We start from the raw sequence: 14,275 nt of genomic DNA, 5'->3' as shown, positions 1-14,275 counted from the left end.
TCCTCAACCCAACCACGCTTGACCATGAACATCGCCGAAATGAAGCAGACCCTCGCGGGTCTCGAAGCCGTCAACTTTCGCCTGCCCTCGGGTGAATACCTACCCTCGCATTTCCACGTGACGGAAGTGGGCCTCGTGAGCAAGCACTTCATCGACTGCGGCGGCGTCGAGCGCCGCGAGACGGTCGCCAACTTCCAGCTCTGGGAAGCCGGCGACTACGACCACCGCCTGGCGCCCCAAAAGTTTCTGCACATCCTGAAGCTGTCGGAGAAAATCCTCGGCCGCGAAGACCTCGACATCGAGGTGGAGTACCAGCAGGCCACCATCGGCAAGTTCGGCCTCACCTTCGACGGCACCGATTTCGTGCTCACCCCCAAGCACACGGCCTGCCTGGCCCAGGAGGCCTGCGGCATTCCGGCCCAGGACCTGGCCCTGCCCCAGCTGCAGGTGGCCGGCTGCACCCCGGGCGGCGGGTGCTGCTAAGCTTGCGCAACGGCGCTGCCTTCGCAGGTGGCGCCGTTTTGCTGAGTTGCTCTATTGCCTTTTGCTGACTTTTTCTCTCTGATGACAATTGCCTTTTTCTCCGACGTGCACGGCAACCTGCCGGCCCTGGAAGCGGTGCTGGCCGATATGGACCGGCGCCGCCCGGACATGATTTTTTGCCTGGGTGACTTAGTGGGTTACGCCCCCTGGCCGAATGAAGTGGTCAACGAGGTCCGCCGGCGGGGCATCCCCACGCTGGCCGGCAACTACGACCAGGGCATTGGCCTGGCCAGCGAGAACTGCGGCTGCGCCTACAAAACGGACACGGAGAAAGACCTGGGCGCCCAGAGCATTGCCTTTACCAACCAGGTGGTCGGGGCCGATGAGCGGCGCTACCTGCGCTACCTGCCCAAGCACCTGCGCCTGGACTTTCAGGAAGAGCCCTGCACGCTGAGTTTGCTGATGGTGCACGGCTCACCCCGCAAAATCAACGAGTACCTGTTCGAGGACCGGCCCGAAGCCAGCTTCCTGCGCGTGCTGCAGGAAGCCCAGGCCGACATCCTGCTGTTTGGACACACCCACAAGCCCTATCACCGCACCTTCGCCTACGAACACGCGGGCGAAACCCGCTACCGGCACGCGCTCAACATCGGCTCGGTGGGCAAGCCCAAAGACGGCGACCCACGCGCCGCCTACCAACTGCTGCACCTGGACGAGCACACCATCCTGACGGACCCCGGCAGCGTGCGCTCGGAGCTGGTGCGCGTGGAATACGACGTGGAGAAAGCCGCGCGGGCGGTGGAGGCCTCGCCGCTGCCCAACGAGTACGCCGACATGCTGCGCAAAGCCTACTAACCCGTTTCTGCCATGACCATTATCCCGATGACGGACGCCCACTGGCCGGCGGTGAAGGCCATTTACGAAGCCGGCATGGCGACCGGTAATGCCACGTTTGAAACCCAGGCGCCGGCTTGGGAAGCCTGGGACAAAGCCCACCTGGACCATAGCCGTCTGGTGGCCGTGGACGAGGCCGGCACGGTGCGGGGCTGGGCGGCGCTCTCGCCCGTGTCGAGCCGCTGCGTGTACGGCGGCGTGGCCGAAATCAGCATCTACATTGCTGCCGGGGCCCGCGGGCAGGGCGTGGGCCGGCAACTGCTGCAGGCCTTGATTGCGGATTCGGAAGCGCACGGCATCTGGACGCTGCAGGCCGGCACCTTCGAGGAAAACCACGCCAGCATCGGCCTGCACACGCAGGCGGGGTTCCGCATCATTGGCTACCGCGAGCGAATTGGCCAGCACCACGGCGTGTGGCGCAACACGGTGCAAATGGAGCGGCGCAGCCCAACCGTAGGCGTTGCTTAAGACAGCTATTTTTATGACGACGCTGAATCAACCGTTACCCGCCGCTCCGGCCCCCGCCGCCCTGGCCGAGAAAAAGCTCTCGGGCCTGGACCGGGGCCTGACGCTGTGGATATTCCTGGCCATGGCGCTGGGCGTGGCGTTGGGCTACTTCGTGCCCGGCATGAACGAGGCGGTGAACTACTTCTCCGTGGGCACCGTGAACGTGCCGCTGGCCCTGGGCCTGATGCTGATGATGTACCCACCCCTGGCCAAGGTGAAGTACGAAGAGCTGCCCAAGGTCTTCCGGAACACGCGCATCATCGGGCTGTCCTTGTTTTTGAACTGGATACTCGGGCCGCTGCTCATGTTCTTGCTGGCCGTCTGGCTGCTGCCCGACAAGCCCGCTTACATGATGGGGCTGATTCTGATTGGCATTGCCCGCTGCATTGCCATGGTGCTGGTGTGGAACGACCTGGCCAATGGCTCCCGCGAGTACGCGGCCGGGCTGGTGGCGCTGAATTCCATCTTTCAGGTGCTGTTCTACTCGGTGCTAGCCTGGCTCTTCATCACCGTGCTGCCGCCCTTCTTTGGCCTCAAGGGCTACGCCGTGCACATCGGCATTGGAGACATCGCGCAGAGCGTGCTCATCTACCTGGGCATCCCGTTTGCCGCGGGCTTCCTTTCGCGCACCCTCCTGCGCCGCCTGAAGGGCAACGCGTGGTATGAGCAGGTGTACCTCCCGGCCATCAGCCCCATCACGCTCGTGGCGCTGCTGCTCACCATCGTCATCATGTTCAGCATCAAAGGCGAAACCATCGTGCAGGTGCCGCTCGACGTGCTGCGCATTGCCCTGCCGCTGGCCCTGTACTTCGGCATCATGTTCGTGCTCAGCTTCGCGGCCGGCAAATGGCTGGGGGCGGGCTATGCGGAGAATGCCAGCATCGCCTTCACGGCCACGGGCAACAACTTCGAGCTGGCCATTGCCGTGGCCATCGGGGTGTTTGGGCTGAATTCGGGCCAGGCGTTTGCGGGCGTGATTGGGCCGCTTATCGAAGTGCCGGCGCTGATTGCCTTGGTCAACCTGGCCTTCTGGTTCCGGCGGCGCTGGTATGGCGGGAACCACGTGGCCTAGCCCGCATAAGGGGCCGCGTAGCAGCAGCAAAGCGCGAAAGAAACCGCTGCAGGTAGTTAGCAACAGCCGCACGCGCCATTACCCTGCACCTGAACAGGGGGGCAGGGCACTGTGCCGTAGGAGCAGTACACGCAGCAGTCGCCGGTTAATGGCTTGAGCACCGTGTGACAGCCCGGGCACTCGTAGAAGTACTGACAGGCATCGGTGGGCATCTGCTCGGCTTGCTGGCGCTGGCACACCGGGCAAGTGAGCACGGAGGTCAGCGTGACGGGGAGCGGGGGAGTGTCGGACGTGAGGGGAATCATAATCGAAACACTTAACGGGAAGATGTGGGATTCAGCACCGAATAGCCGGTGCCGATAATGGCCTGCTCCACTTGGGCCACGGACGTGACGGCGGCATTGAAGCGCACTTGGGCCGTGCCCCGTTCATACGACACCTGCACGCTCTGCACGCCCGGCAGCTGCTGCACGTCGTGCTCTACGTGGCGGGCGCAAGCCTCGCACGTCATGCCCCCAATGCGGTAAGAACTGGTCTGCCAAAGGGCCGCGCTGATGGCCACCACCGGTTTGGGCGTAGCCGACGGGTAGAATTGGGCGCCGTAGTAAGGGAAGGCCAATAACAACCCGGCCAGCGCGGTGATAACGCCCAGAAAGCCCCGCGACTGCATCGGGGAGGACTTGGCTGGCACAGTGCAGCCGCAGTCAGCGGCGGCGGCGGGGCGGTGCCGCAGCTGTTGATACCAGGCGAAGCCCAGCACCCCCAACGTCAGCGCCACCAGGTAGGGACGCAGGGGCTCCAGCCACGAAAAGGTTGAGACCACGCCGCCCAGACCGCCGACAATTGCCAGCAACGGGGTAATGCAGCACAGCGAGGCCGCCAGCGCCGCCAGCAGGCCGGTTCCCGCCAAGGACTTGGTGGAAGTCGAAGCAGGTTGTTTCATGATACAGAGGCAGTAAGAGGGATTGAAACAGAAGCCAGCAGGGGCTCCACCAAGGGCCGCAGGGCGGGCGTCAACGTATAGAACACGGTCTGGCCGACTTTACGCGCCTGCACCACGCCGCCGTCCTTGAGCTTGCGCAGGTGCTGGGAAATGGCCGACACATTCATCTGCAGCACGTCGGCCAAGTCACACACGCAGAGTTGCTGCTGGTCGAGCAGCAGGAACAGCATCTTCAGGCGCACCTCGTTGCCGGCCAGGGCCAGCACCGCCGCGATGGATTCCAAGCCCGGCGCGGCCGCGGCCAGCCGTTGCTTGCCGTGTTCAATGTGCGCGGCATCAGCAAAGACCCGAATGCAGGAAGTGGCCATAACGCTATTTTTTCGCTAAGTTACTGTTTTCTTATTAAAGCAAACGCTAAAATAAGTAATAAAAAGAGAGCAGAAGTCGCCTACTCCTTTCTTATCAACACATCGGATGGCTTAGCAGCAACCGAACGTATTATTGCCGCAGCAGGTGCCGTCGGCGCAGCAATCATCGGGTTCGTTGTTCATGACAATCGAGTGATTAAGGTGAGGTAAGCCGTACCAACTTAGTACGCCCCATAGACGACCGACCTGAAAAAAGACGCTGCTCGCTAGCAGGCGAAAAACAAATACCGCCCCCGCACCACCTTCAGGCCCCGCACCAACCGGCATTCAGCGCGCATAAACAGACGCAGCACCAGGCAGCCGTGCTCGTCCACCAGCAGCAGGCTCAGCTCCCGGTGTAAGTGTGCGTAGCCTTTGTGCAAACGTCCCATGCACGAAAATTATACGCCGATGGGCAATGTTCTTGGCATGACCGGGCAGCAGGCGTTTAGCTGTCCGTTGCCCTGGCTCACTTGCTGATGGACTCCCGCCACTCGTCGTGGCAGGCGCCCAACGTAGCCAGGTCAATCCTACCGGCAATGTACTGGGCATGTAGCTCTGCCAGCCATGCAGGCTCCTGATAGGGCCCCTGGCTGCGGGTAATACCCAGGGACTGATTGACAATATGCTCACGCTCTTCCCGGGTTTGTTCGCGCGGGCCAAACTGAGGGGTGGGGGATAGGGGCGTGTCCATACCGACTCAACACGCAAAGCGCGAAAGAGTATCCAAGCAAGCCCCATTCCTTCTGGGTTCAGGTCATGATGCCCCTACGGGGCTAGCGCGTTAGTTCGGCGCGGTTACTGCCGGCTTCGAGGGACTGCTGTCTGCGGGCCGTTTCCTGCCGCTCGACCCGGTGGCTGGCGTGTTCCACCACCTCGCTGCCCGGCTGCGCCGCCACGGCATCCAGGGCCCGGCTAACCTGCGCCGCATCCGGTTGGTCGGTGCGGTAGGAAACTTTAATTTCCGAGTGACGCATGCCCTGCCCGTCGGTGGTGCTTTGCACCTCGCTGGCCTTGGCCCCGCTGGCTACCAGCGCCTCCTTCACGGCTTCGGCTTGCCCGCGGGCCCCATCCGGCGGTGCTACTTCGTCCACGCGGACGAGTACCTGGCGCTCCACGCCCGCTCCATCCCCCGACCCGGTTTGCGCCGCTTCGCCGGCGGCCTGCTCACGCGTGGGTCCGGTGCGCGGCTGCAGGGTCGCACCAGCGGCCGCCTGCTGCCGCTCCACCCGGTCCTGTTCGCTTTCGGTGACGCTGACGCCCACGTACTTTTCATTGCCGGCCGCGGCCCGCGCGTTGGTGTTGGTCACGATGGCGTGAATCAGCGCGATTTCGGGCTGCTCGTTGCGGTAGTACATATCGAACTCAGCCCGGCGGATACCCTGCTCATCCACCGTGCTGCGGATGGCGCTGGTGCGGATATACCCGTCGCTTTCCAGCACGGCCTGCCAAGCTTCGGCCCGGCCCGTGGTATGGGGCGCCAGTTCATCCACCCGCCAAGTAGCCACCTTATCAACCCCAGGGTGGTCAGGCGCTTGCGCAACCACTGCCACGGCAGGTGCTCTGGGTGCCGGTGCAGCCGTCAGCTCTTCCTCGCTGGCGCGGCGCCCAGTAGGCGGCGGGTTGTCGTTCATCCAATCCTTAAGTAACACCACCCCAGCCTCTTTGAGGTGGGTGAATTGGGCAGTCTGCTCCTGAGCCTCTTGCTCGCTGCGGTAGGAACGGGTTGGCCGCGGTTCCGCCTCAGTTACAGCTGCTCCGAACACGGCTTGGCTAAAACGCTTATCGTCCCGCTCACGCTCCTGCTGCGCTTCGGGCGTGTTTTCCCGCTCGCGCTGGGCCTGGCGCTCCAAGGCCCGCTGTTCGCGCTCCTGGCGCTGGGCTTCGGCCAGCCGCTGCTGCCGCTCCGACTCGCGCTGCTGCTCTTCGCGCTGGGCTGCGGCCCGGATTTGCTCGGCGCTCAGGCCCTGGTTGGTATACTCCAGCTCTTTGTTGAAGTCCTTGGCCAGCGGGTAGTCCACCCGCAGAAAGCTTTCCTGCTGCCGCTCGACCGCGGTGCGCAGCTGCTCCCGCTGCCGGTACAGCTCCTGGGCCACGACTTCCAGCTGGGCCGTGTCGGCGCGGGCCACCGTGAGGCGCACAATGGTGGCCTGCTCGGTGCTGCGCTGCACTTCCACGGCGAGCGACGGACCGTCCTGCTGGGTCTGGTTGATGTGCTCCACCCGCTCGCGCAGCTGCTGCACCTGGCCCCCGCCTTGCTCGGCCGAGTCGTGGTGAAAGGTCACCTTCAGGCTGGTGTGGTACTTGTCGCTGGTGGCGTGCCACTCCACCGGCCGGGAGGCCTCGCGGTAGGCTTCCTGCTCGGCGACGGGCACCATCGGCCTAGCCGGCTGCAGCTCGTTGAGGTAATTGATGTTGAACTGCCGGCCGCCGGCGTCGCGGTCGTTGGCAAGCACTACCTCGCGGGGCTGCTGCTTGTCGATAACCCGCTGAATCAAGGCTACCTGCGCCTCGGTGGGCGTGCCGCTGGTGGCAATGTAGAGCGTGTTCTTCGGGTCCTGCGCGTGCTTGAGCTGGAAGTGAGACAACGAGTCGATGGCCGACTCGCTCACCACCACGCGCTCCACCGGGGTGTCCTTGCCTTCGGTGGGGTGGGATACCCAGATGCCGTTTTTGGGCAGCGGCAGCAGGCTTTTGTAGTGCTCGTTCTTCTGCTCGACGCTGGCCAGGCCGTGCTCGTTGTAGAGGGGGAAAGCCGTGTTTTTGTGCTCGTTCTGCTGCGCGGTAAAAATGCGGCCCTGAAACGCGGGGTTGTCCAGCGTTTCGTCCGTAATGCCGCGGCCGTGCAGGTAGCTGCGGTCGGTCAGCTCCTTCTTCACGCCCAGCACCTCGGAAATCAGCCGGGTGCGGCGCTCTTCCTCGGCTTGCCGGGCCTGTTCCGGGTCGCCCGCGGGCAGGCTGCTCAGGCGAGACGTGTCCGGCGGGGTGGCGTACTGAGTCGCATACTGACGGGCCGGGGCGGGGGCGCCGTCGAGGTACTCGCGCAGCTGCTGGCGTACCTGGCCCAGGTTGAGGCCGTGGCCGTCGCCGCCGCGGGTTTTGGCAAAGTCGATGATGGAGCCCGCGTCGCGGTCGTCGCCGGTGTTGAGGTACACCTGGTGGTCGCCCTTTCGGGTGACGATGACGTGCTCGTCGTCCTTGACCAGGTGGTGCCAGTCGCCGCGGCGGCTTTCCTTCTTGATGGTGTAGCCCTGGCGCTGGGCGTAGTCAACCAGGTCTATGTCGCGCTTGAAGCGGTCGAGCTCGGAGGGGTCGTTTTCCCGGGGTGCGTTCATGAGATGGGGGAGTGGAGCCGGACAGCGCCGGCTCCTCCCGCACCCGAACCGGGCGTGAGACGGAAAGCTATCCGGGGGTTAGGTGGTCGGCGGGGTGCCGCCGGCCCGCTGGGCGGCGGCGTCGAAGAAGGCCAGCTGCTCGCGGAATTGTGCTAGAAGCTCGGCGCTGCCGAACACATACTGGTTGGCGCCGCTGCCGATGTCGATGCGCACGATGTCGGTGGGCACGCCCAGGGCGCGCAGCACGCGCTGCACCAAGCGGGGCTCGTCGCGCTTGAGCTTGCCGTTTTTCAGGTTCACGACGTTGGTATAGGTCAGGGCATGCTGGGCGCAAAAAGAGGTTAAATCGCCTTGGGCAAGGGCTTTGAGCCGAAACTGGACGTAGCGCAGGCACTCGCTGTAGGGCGCGGATAGGCTTAAATCAGGAAACCCCAAAGGGGCGGAAACGTGGTCAGAGGGTACCATGCGAAGGAGGCTCACTGCTGGGGGCAGTGGGGGTGAAGTATCGGAGAGATACCCCAAAGGACGCATATCGGGCTTAGAAGCCGCAACGCCTTCGTGGAAAAACTCAAATCTTCCACCCGATTGCCCGTCGGATACCCACCCGGATGGGGACCTGCTTCGCCGGTAGCCGCATCATACGACTAAACAATTTTTAGGTTTTTACTAACTTTTTACTAACACAATAATGCGTCCTGCCGTAAGGGGGCGGTATGCGTTCGGGAATACTCTTACTGGTGGTTGTCTTGGCCCTGGCCGCGCTGGCGGCCCTGCTCTGGTGGCGGTTCAAGGGCGGCGGCATGCCGGCGGCTCCAGCCGCGACGGCCACCCGCAACCATCATTCCCTGCGCACCTTTCACTACCAGCCCGCCGGCACTACTCCCCAAGCCGCGGTTTCCGCGGCCGCGGCTGACGCGGCCGCGGCGCTGGCCAGTCTGCTGCCCCCGGAAGACCTGGAAGTAGCAGAATCAGCGCAGCCGGCCGAAGCAGGTGTTGCGGCCGCCGGCCCAGCCGACGGCGCGGAATCTATCCCTGCCGAAGCCGCAGAAGCTACCGCTGAAACAACTGCCGACGACGCACCGCGGCCGGCCTCCATCCGCCACGCGGCCGGGGCCGTTGCCGTGCTGCTGGACGCGGTAGACGAAGCGCCTGCAGTGGCGCCACCGCCGGTGCCAGACCCGGATGAGGAGCCGGCCGAAGCCCTGTTTCACAACCCCATCACCGCGCCGGCGCCCACGGCCAATGACCAGGCCAACCGCGCGGCCGAAATCGCCCTGCGTCAGCAGCGGCGGGCCCGGATGAGCAAGGACGCAGCGGCCCAGCGGGCGGCCCTCACGGGGCTGTTTCCCGGCGCCGGCAGCCCCGTCCCCACCGCCAAACCCTCCTAACTACCACACCTGCTTTTCGGGGAGATAAGCGCCCCGTTTTCACCCAACCTCCTTCCTATGCTAACCAACCTTCTTTCCCGGGCCCGTACCCACGCCTTAGCTGCCACTGAAACAATGCACACGCTGGCCGCGGCCGGCCACACCTACCAGCCTTCCAAAGCCGAGCAGCGCGTAGCGGCCCTGCTCACCACCCTGGCCCTGGCCACCAGCCCGGCCCGCGCCCAGCTGGGCGGCGGGGGCGCCGCGGCGGCCCTCGAAGGCGTGCAGGAAACCGTCGTGGGCATTGTGCAGGTCATTTTCGCCATCGTGCTCATCGTGGGCCTGATTCGGGTGGTGATGAAGTTTGTGCAGGGCGCGCCCGACGCGCTGGGCTCCCTGGGCTGGCTCGTGGGCGGCGTGATTCTGTGGTTCGGCTTCCAGCTCTTCAAGGACGATTTGGTCAGCGCCGTGGGCGGTGGCGACGGGGGCGTACGCTAACCTGCCATGCGCTCCTACAAATCCATCGAGCGGCCCGCGCAGGTGCTGGGCATGAACATTCAGGACCTGGGCATCATGGTCGGTCTCTTCATCGGCTCGGTGCTGCTGCTGGGCTTTCTGGGCATGGCCGTCAAGATTCCGCGCCTGGTGTACCTGCTCGTCATCCTGGTGGAGCTGGGCCTGATTCTGGGCCTGCGCTACCTGAGCAAGCGGCAGGCGCCCGGCTTTCTGATGGGCTGGCTCTCCTTCACCTTCATTCAGCCCCGCCGCCTGGCGGTGGGGACCTTACCCCTCCCCAACCATGACCAAAAAGCCCAAAACGGCCGCGTTTAACGCCGTGATGCCCGTGCACAGCTTCGAGGGCGACAAGGTGGTCTTCAAGGACGGCCGCGTGGCGGTGGGCTTCCGCGTGGAGCCCGCCGAGATGGAGAGCTGGACTGCCGACGACTACGAGGCCTTTCAAACGGCATTGGTGGGCGTACTGCGTCCCCTGCCGGTGGGCACCATCGTGCAGAAAACCGACATCTACTACGACCGGCCCTACCGCGAAGACAAGACCCAGCAGACCTACTTCGAGAACAAGATGAACAAGCACTTCTTCGAGCGGCTGGTGCTGTTCCAGAAGTCGTACCTGTTCCTCTCCTTCGCCCCGGTGGCCATGAAGTCGCCCAAGACCAACGCGGTGAATGCCCTGGTGGCCCGCGCCGGTGAGGCGGTGCTCAAAAATCCGTTTGCCCAGCTCGTGCACACGCTCGAAGCGGCCGAGAGCGGCGCCGTGGAATTCATCCAAGGCCTCAAGAACCTGGGCGGCGTGAGCTTCGAGCGGCTGGCCAGCGCCGAGATGCACCAGCTCTACCTGCAGTACTTCAACCTCAACTTCGACGGCCAGCCCACCCGGCAGGAGCGCGAAATCGGCAACGACCTGGGCACCTTCAGCGTGGGCGAGCACAAGGTCAACGTGCTGAGCATGGTGGGGCAGGGTTCCGACGCTTACCCGGCCGTGCGCAACTCCTACGGGGTGACGGCACCGATGCTCTACCCGCTCACCCACGTGCTGCAGTGCCCGCACGTGCTCACCCAGGCCTTGCTGATTCAGGATACCCGCGCCGAGCTCAGTTCGCTGGATACCGACCGCAAGCTCAACGCTTCGCTCTCGTTTCTGGCCACCCAGGACAACCACCTGCGCGCGGCCGAAGTCGAGGAGTTCACGGCCGAAGTGCGGGCCGACAACAAGCAGATTGTGGGCCTGCACCTCTCGTGCGTGCTCTGGGACACCAACGACACCAGCCGGCGCGAGAACGTGGAGCGGGCCACGGCGGCCTTTCGCTACATGTTCGGCACCGAGAGCGTGGTGGAAAGCTACCTGGCCCTGCCCGTGTTCTTCGGCCTGCTGCCCGGCAACGCCTGGCAGGTGCCGGACCGCTGGCTGACGAGCACCGCCGACCGCGGCGCCTGCTACACCCACTGGACGGCCACCTACAAAACCGACCCGGTGGGGGAGTACCTCACCGACCGGTTCCGCAACCTGGTGCAGGTAAACCTGTTTAACACGGCCCTGGACAACCAGAACGCCATTGTTATTGGGCCCTCGGGCTCGGGCAAGAGCTACACCTTCGGCAACCTGATTGTGCAGCGCTTCGAGAAGGGCGCCCGGCAGATTATCATGGACGTGGGCGGCACCTACCGCAACGTGCTGCAGTCGCTCAACGGCGAGGACTTCGACAACACCTACTTTGAGTACGACCCGCAGCGCCCCATCGAGTTCAACCCCTTCGTGGTGCCGCGCGACGCGGCGGGCAAGTGGCTCTACAACGACGAGAAAACCAATTTTCACCTGGCCCTGCTGGCTGCGCTCTGGAAGGGCGGCAAGGACACGGCGCTGGACAAGTCGGAGCGCACCATTCTCTCGCGCTTTCTGATTGAGTACTACGCCTGCCTCAACGAGAGCCCGCGCCTGAACCAGAAGGACGAGGAGTTTCCCGGCATGGAAAGCTTCTACCGTTTCGTGGAGCAGTACGACCAGGAAATGCAGAAGACCGTGGCCCAGCCCGGCGACGGCGGGGAGCCCGACCCGCTGGACGGCGCCCGCCGGCAGTACCAGAAAAACCTGAAGTACATCGACATGCACCAGTTTTTCCTGGTGCTGGGCCAGTACATCACCGGCGGCCGTTACGAGCGGGTGCTCAACGCCAAGCGCGACGTGGACCTGTCGGAGTACCGGCTTATCTGCTTTGACCTGGCCAAGGTGCAGGCCGACCCCGACCTCTACCCGGTGGTGGCCATGCTCATCACCGAGCTGTCGCTGGACCTGTTCCGCAAGTTTCCCGATGACATCAAGTACATCGCCCTCGACGAGGCCTGGACCATGCTCTCGGGCGTGCTCTCGGAGTTCATCGAGTCGATGTACCGCACCATCCGCAAAACCAACGGCTCGGTGACCATCATCACCCAGGGCATCACCGAGATTACCAGCAGCAAAATCGGGCCGGCCATCATCAACAACTCGGCCACCAAGATTATCCTGCGCCACGTCAATCCCGACTCGCTGGCACAGCTGCAGGCCCCGCTCGGCCTCACCGGCCACGAGATGGACCTGATTAAGTCGGTGCGCTCCACCGAGGCCCTGCGGGAGTTTTTCATCAAGCAGGGCGCTAAGGGCAAGGTCTTCGCCCTGGAAGCCTCCCCGCAGCTCGATGCCATTCTGACGTCGAAGCCCGTGGAGCGCAACCACCTCAACAAGCTGGTCAAGTTCTACCAGCAGACCCAGCAGCGCCCCCGCACCGACAAAAACGGCCACGTGCTGCTCAATGCCGAAGGGCAGATTGAGTACGAGCCCGTGCGCGTGCAGCGGCTGGACTACGCCGTTGACCAGTTTGTGGAAGATAAACAGGCTCGCAAAGGAGCCCTCGCCCGATGAGCACGCTGCTGATGGTAGCCTACGGCATCGACCCGGGCTTTCTGCGGGCCTGCGACCAGACCCTGCAGGTGGTGCTCACCGCCTGCCGCTTCATCACGCCCTCGCTGATGGGCATTGCCCTGCTCTACACCATCGGGCGCGGCTTTATCGCGGGCAGCGGCTTGGCCATGGACTGGGGGCCGATTATCAAGGCCACCTGGATATTCTTTCTGCTCTTCTTCTACCAGACGCTGGTGGACACGCTGGGCACGGGGCTGGCGGCCTTTACGGCCCTGTTCTCGACCGACAAGTCCGCGGCCGAAGCCATTCGAGACCTGACCACGCCGGCCTCCGTGGCCGCGGCGGCCCGCAACGACTCGATGGGCATCGGCGACATCGTGGCCGGAGCCAGCTCGCTGATGACCAGCATTTCCCAAACGCTGAGCTCGTTTACGCTCTCGGGTATCCTGACCCGGCTGTTCACGGCCACGGCGGTGCTCATCATCCGCCACATCATGCAGTTTATCCAGCAGTTCATTCTGGGCTTCCTGTACGTGTGCGGGCCGATTGCCATGACCCTGTCGGTGATTCCGGCCTTCGGGCAGCTGGCCTTGAAGTGGCTGCAGAACTTTCTGGCCGTGCAGCTCTGGGGGCTCACGTTTGTGCTGCTCGACACCATCTACGGCTTCTACGCCGAGACGGCGCAGGCGCCCAACGGCCTGTTCAGCGGCCTCACGGGCGGCCCGCAGCAGTCGGTCGATGACGAGAAGTTCATGGTCATGTCCGTGGCCTTCGTGCTGCTCTACGTGATGGTGCCCTACCTCACGTCCATGTTCATCGGCTCCTCGGCCGTGCAGGGCTTCGTGGGCTCCATGGTCGGCTCGGCCGTGGGTGCCGCAACGGCCGTGGCCGGGGTGGCCTCGCCCGGGGGCGGGGGCCTGTCGAGCGCCGTGGGCCGCGCCCTGGGCAACGGCGGCAGCCGCGGCGGGGGAGGGGGCCCTAGCGCCGGCAGCGGGGGCGGCAGCAGCGGTGGCGGCAGCGAGGGAAGCGAGTCGGCTCCGTCCTCGGCGTCCTCCGGCCTGCCGACCATCACCATGTCGGAGGCCCTGAACCCGTCTTACCGCCAGCGGGCGTCGGGCATCTGGACCAAATAACTCACCCTGCTGACTATCTGACCATGAAAAACATTCCCTTATTCGTCGCTACGGCCGTTGTTTTGGGCCTGACGGCGGCCTGCCAGTCCCAGGATTCCGCTCCGGTTGCCAACTCGCCGGCGGCCTCGGCAGCCACCCAGCCCGCAGCTGCTCTTCCGGCCCCCCTGCCGGCGGGGGCGGTGGACCTCAAACCCGGGGTGGCGGAGCAAACGCCCCGCGAAGGGTATCTGCAGGTCATTTCCGCCAAGGCCCTGAAAGCCGAGCCCATGCAGCTGCGGCTGCCCGCCGCGTGGCAGTCCGACGCGGACCGGCCGGACGGGGTAAAGCAGGCCCCCGGCTACCGCATCGCCTACGAAGCGGTGCTTCAGTGGATTCCCCAGGGCTTCGGCCACCAGCAAGTGCCGGCCTCGCTGCCGCTGTACGCGCCCAACGGCCGGGATACCCTGGCGTCGTTCCGCGTGGGCGGCCTCAACCTGAACGTGCCCGGCCGCGAGCGGTACACCGTCACGCCCATCGAGCCCCGCAAGCCGCTGACCGTGCGCGGCACGCTCTACGCCTTCCTGGGCCGGAACGAGCAGCAGCAGCCCACTTTGGTGGTGTACCCCTACCGGGGCCGCGCCGGCGGGTTCGACGACTCCTTTAAGAAGGTGCTGCTGCCCATTCGCCAGTAAGGGCGGTCAGGAGAAAAGCACCATTCACCACCACCAGACTCTCAACAC

The 14,275-nt window shown here is 64.5% G+C and carries 17 protein-coding genes; 10 read left to right on the top strand and 7 right to left on the bottom strand.

The features are described from left to right. The first annotated feature begins 24 nt into the window (after nucleotides 1-24). From DNI29_RS23010 to arsB, 4 genes are all read left to right on the top strand, one after another. Complete coding sequence (locus DNI29_RS23010) at nucleotides 25-483, top strand: DUF6428 family protein (protein ID WP_110980502.1); 459 nt, start codon at nucleotides 25-27, stop codon at nucleotides 481-483. A gap of 81 nt (nucleotides 484-564) precedes the next feature. Next, nucleotides 565-1,338, top strand: coding sequence for a metallophosphoesterase family protein (locus tag DNI29_RS23005; protein WP_110980501.1), 774 nt, complete (start codon nucleotides 565-567; stop codon nucleotides 1,336-1,338). A 12-nt stretch (nucleotides 1,339-1,350) separates the two neighbouring features. Then, nucleotides 1,351-1,845 carry a GNAT family N-acetyltransferase gene (locus DNI29_RS23000; protein ID WP_110980500.1) on the top strand — a complete coding sequence of 165 codons (495 nt, stop codon included), beginning with the start codon at nucleotides 1,351-1,353 and terminating at the stop codon, nucleotides 1,843-1,845. Nucleotides 1,846-1,858: 13 nt separating this feature from the next. After that, on the top strand, nucleotides 1,859-2,956 hold the full coding sequence (gene arsB, locus DNI29_RS22995) for an ACR3 family arsenite efflux transporter (protein WP_110980499.1): 1,098 nt from the start codon (nucleotides 1,859-1,861) through the stop codon (nucleotides 2,954-2,956). A gap of 56 nt (nucleotides 2,957-3,012) precedes the next feature. Here arsB and DNI29_RS22990 read toward each other — a convergent pair whose 3' ends face one another. The 7 genes from DNI29_RS22990 to DNI29_RS22965 form a co-directional block, all read right to left on the bottom strand. Continuing rightward, nucleotides 3,013-3,261 (bottom strand): GDCCVxC domain-containing (seleno)protein, encoded by a 249-nt coding sequence (locus tag DNI29_RS22990; protein ID WP_110980498.1) that lies wholly within the window; start codon nucleotides 3,259-3,261, stop codon nucleotides 3,013-3,015. An 11-nt stretch (nucleotides 3,262-3,272) separates the two neighbouring features. Further along, complete coding sequence (merTP, locus tag DNI29_RS22985; RefSeq protein ID WP_110980497.1) at nucleotides 3,273-3,899, bottom strand: mercuric transport protein MerTP; 627 nt, start codon at nucleotides 3,897-3,899, stop codon at nucleotides 3,273-3,275. Continuing rightward, nucleotides 3,896-4,267 carry an ArsR/SmtB family transcription factor gene (locus DNI29_RS22980; protein WP_110980496.1) on the bottom strand — a complete coding sequence of 124 codons (372 nt, stop codon included), beginning with the start codon at nucleotides 4,265-4,267 and terminating at the stop codon, nucleotides 3,896-3,898. The genes merTP and DNI29_RS22980 overlap by 4 nt, the downstream gene beginning before the upstream one ends. Nucleotides 4,268-4,533: 266 nt before the next feature. Then, on the bottom strand, nucleotides 4,534-4,698 hold the full coding sequence (locus tag DNI29_RS24645; protein WP_162303730.1) for a hypothetical protein: 165 nt from the start codon (nucleotides 4,696-4,698) through the stop codon (nucleotides 4,534-4,536). Nucleotides 4,699-4,775: 77 nt separating this feature from the next. After that, a complete protein-coding gene (locus DNI29_RS22975; RefSeq protein WP_110980495.1) occupies nucleotides 4,776-5,000 on the bottom strand; it encodes a hypothetical protein in 225 nt (74 codons plus the stop codon). An 82-nt stretch (nucleotides 5,001-5,082) separates the two neighbouring features. Beyond that, nucleotides 5,083-7,641: a toprim domain-containing protein gene (locus DNI29_RS22970; protein ID WP_110980494.1), complete on the bottom strand. Its 2,559-nt coding sequence runs from the start codon at nucleotides 7,639-7,641 to the stop codon at nucleotides 5,083-5,085. A gap of 78 nt (nucleotides 7,642-7,719) precedes the next feature. Continuing rightward, nucleotides 7,720-8,121: a hypothetical protein gene (locus DNI29_RS22965; RefSeq protein ID WP_123823403.1), complete on the bottom strand. Its 402-nt coding sequence runs from the start codon at nucleotides 8,119-8,121 to the stop codon at nucleotides 7,720-7,722. Between the two features lie 233 nt (nucleotides 8,122-8,354). Here DNI29_RS22965 and DNI29_RS22960 point away from each other — a divergent pair, with 233 nt between their 5' ends. From DNI29_RS22960 to DNI29_RS22935, 6 genes are read left to right on the top strand one after another with little or no spacing between them, the layout of a single operon-like run. Further along, entirely contained in the window at nucleotides 8,355-9,029 is a 675-nt protein-coding gene (locus DNI29_RS22960) for a hypothetical protein (RefSeq protein WP_123823402.1), read from the top strand. A gap of 57 nt (nucleotides 9,030-9,086) precedes the next feature. Then, complete coding sequence (locus DNI29_RS22955) at nucleotides 9,087-9,506, top strand: hypothetical protein (protein ID WP_110980491.1); 420 nt, start codon at nucleotides 9,087-9,089, stop codon at nucleotides 9,504-9,506. A gap of 6 nt (nucleotides 9,507-9,512) precedes the next feature. Then, nucleotides 9,513-9,839 (top strand): hypothetical protein, encoded by a 327-nt coding sequence (locus tag DNI29_RS22950; RefSeq protein WP_110980490.1) that lies wholly within the window; start codon nucleotides 9,513-9,515, stop codon nucleotides 9,837-9,839. Next, entirely contained in the window at nucleotides 9,808-12,423 is a 2,616-nt protein-coding gene (locus DNI29_RS22945; protein WP_110980489.1) for a TraG/VirB4 family ATPase, read from the top strand. Before DNI29_RS22950 ends, DNI29_RS22945 begins: the two co-directional genes overlap by 32 nt. Continuing rightward, nucleotides 12,420-13,556, top strand: a complete 1,137-nt coding sequence (locus DNI29_RS22940; RefSeq protein ID WP_110980488.1) for a conjugal transfer protein TraG N-terminal domain-containing protein — start codon at nucleotides 12,420-12,422, stop codon at nucleotides 13,554-13,556. Before DNI29_RS22945 ends, DNI29_RS22940 begins: the two co-directional genes overlap by 4 nt. Before the next feature lie 23 nt (nucleotides 13,557-13,579). Then, nucleotides 13,580-14,227, top strand: coding sequence for a hypothetical protein (locus DNI29_RS22935; protein ID WP_110980487.1), 648 nt, complete (start codon nucleotides 13,580-13,582; stop codon nucleotides 14,225-14,227). Nucleotides 14,228-14,275 lie beyond the last annotated feature (48 nt).

It is taken from the genome of Hymenobacter sediminis (assembly GCF_003231285.1).
Lineage (GTDB): Bacteria > Bacteroidota > Bacteroidia > Cytophagales > Hymenobacteraceae > Hymenobacter > Hymenobacter sediminis.
Note: the sequence above shows the minus strand (reverse complement) of the source record. Positions and strands in the feature narration are given on the sequence as shown.